This window comes from Staphylococcus sp. GDY8P57P, from assembly GCF_017892585.1.
Classification (GTDB): Bacteria; Bacillota; Bacilli; order Staphylococcales; family Staphylococcaceae; genus Staphylococcus; species Staphylococcus borealis.
This window is the reverse complement of the sequence record NZ_JAESLK010000101.1, coordinates 1-1,679: the sequence shown is the minus strand read 5'-3', so window position 1 is coordinate 1,679 and position 1,679 is coordinate 1. Positions and strand designations below refer to the sequence as shown.

The following is a 1,679-nucleotide window of genomic DNA, read 5'->3' as shown; positions in this document are numbered from 1 at the left end:
TCATTTGCGCAGTCGGCTTAAACCAGTTTTCGCTGGTGCGAAAAAAGAGTGTCTTGTGACACTCTTAAATTCAAAATCTATCGGTCAGATTTATACCGATTTGATTTTATATATTCTTGAATAACATACGCCGAGTTATCACATAAAAGCGGGAACCAATCATCAAATTTAAACTTCATTGCATAATCCATTAAACTCTTAAATTCTACGATTCCTTGTTCATCAATAAACTCAATCATTTCTTTAATTAATTTATATCTATCTGTTGTTGTTTTCTTTAATAATTCATCAACATCTACACCGCCATAAACTATCATATCTTCTTTTTGATATTTAAATTTATTAGGATCGTCCATGTGAAGCATATATCTCACAAGACCTTTCACACTTCCTGCAATCTGCGGAATAGTCGCATTCAATTCTTCTGTAATTATTTTTATCTGTTCATAAGATTTATTACCCTCATACATCACTAGAATATGATAATGCTCTTTTTTCATCCTACCTTCTGTATCAGTATCCCTATCATGTAATGGAGACACTACAAATTGAATGTGTAACTCTTTTAAATACTCTAACCACTCGGCTTTTGCTGATTCTGGATATAAAACAAATGTCCAATTACGTCCTCTTGAATTTTTCTTGTTTTCAGTTTCTTTTATTACATTTTCGCTCATGATATAATAACGGTGCTAATACACTTAACAAAATTTAGTCATAGATAGGCAGCATGCCAGTGCTGTCTATCTTTTTTTGTTTAAAATGCACCGTATTCCTCCTTTGCATATTTTTTTATTAGAATACCGGTTGCATCTGATTTGCTAATATTATATTTTTCTTTGATTCTATTTAATATCTCATTTTCTTCTGTTGTAAGTCTTAAAGTAACAGCAACTTTTTTCTCTTCTTTTCTATCTACAACCATCACTGTACCTCCCAGCATCTGTTTTTTTCACTTTAACATAAAAAACAACCTTTTAACATTAAAAACCCAATATTTATTTATTTGTTTGGACAATGGACAATGGACACCTAGGGGGGAGGTCGTAGTACCCCCCTAGGAAAACACCCTCATATCCTCCCTTTTCTTACTAAAAAAAGACCTTTAAAAAGGTCTTATAATTTATTTAATTTCTTCTATGTATTTTTCAAAAAAACCATCAAAAGGAAATTCATTATTTCTTATTTTTTTCTTTAAATTAAATTTTGAAGGCAAACAAATATTACAGTAATATTCAATATCTCCTGAATTAGAAATATCAATATTTACTGTAAAACCTTCTGTAAGAGAAAAGAACTCTAAAGATTTCAACGGACAATTAAACACTTTCCCTTTAGTATAATGTTTCAGTTTTCTTCCGATTTCCCCTTTTACTAAAACATAATTATCATTCTCTTTTATCAATATAGTCTGCCATTCATAATGTAATTTATTATTATATTTATAAACTAGAATATCTAACTCCTTCATTTCTTCTCCACCTTTGCATTTATTCCAATTTCCTTTTATGGCTTTGATACGCTGCGTCCTTAACAATCCTAAGAGCTTTACCAAGCGAAAGTTAATAGCTATCGCTATTACTTCGCTTGCGCTCTAAGTATAAGTTAAGGACTTTCAAAGCCAAAAAGTTTTCTCGGCATAAACAGACGTTACCTCTCAATATCAATATCTCTTTGTT

The 1,679-nt window shown here is 30.7% G+C and carries 3 protein-coding genes; all 3 read right to left on the bottom strand.

All coding sequences use genetic code 11. The annotated features are described in order from the left end of the window. Positions 1-77: 77 nt before the first annotated feature. Positions 78-677, bottom strand: coding sequence for a replication protein (locus KA878_RS13725; RefSeq protein ID WP_012816703.1), 600 nt, complete (start codon positions 675-677; stop codon positions 78-80). A gap of 80 nt (positions 678-757) precedes the next feature. Then, a complete protein-coding gene (locus tag KA878_RS13720) occupies positions 758-925 on the bottom strand; it encodes a cop-6 protein (protein ID WP_006308237.1) in 168 nt (55 codons plus the stop codon). A 198-nt stretch (positions 926-1,123) separates the two neighbouring features. Continuing rightward, positions 1,124-1,471 carry a hypothetical protein gene (locus KA878_RS13715; RefSeq protein ID WP_210122596.1) on the bottom strand — a complete coding sequence of 116 codons (348 nt, stop codon included), beginning with the start codon at positions 1,469-1,471 and terminating at the stop codon, positions 1,124-1,126. Positions 1,472-1,679: the final 208 nt, after the last annotated feature.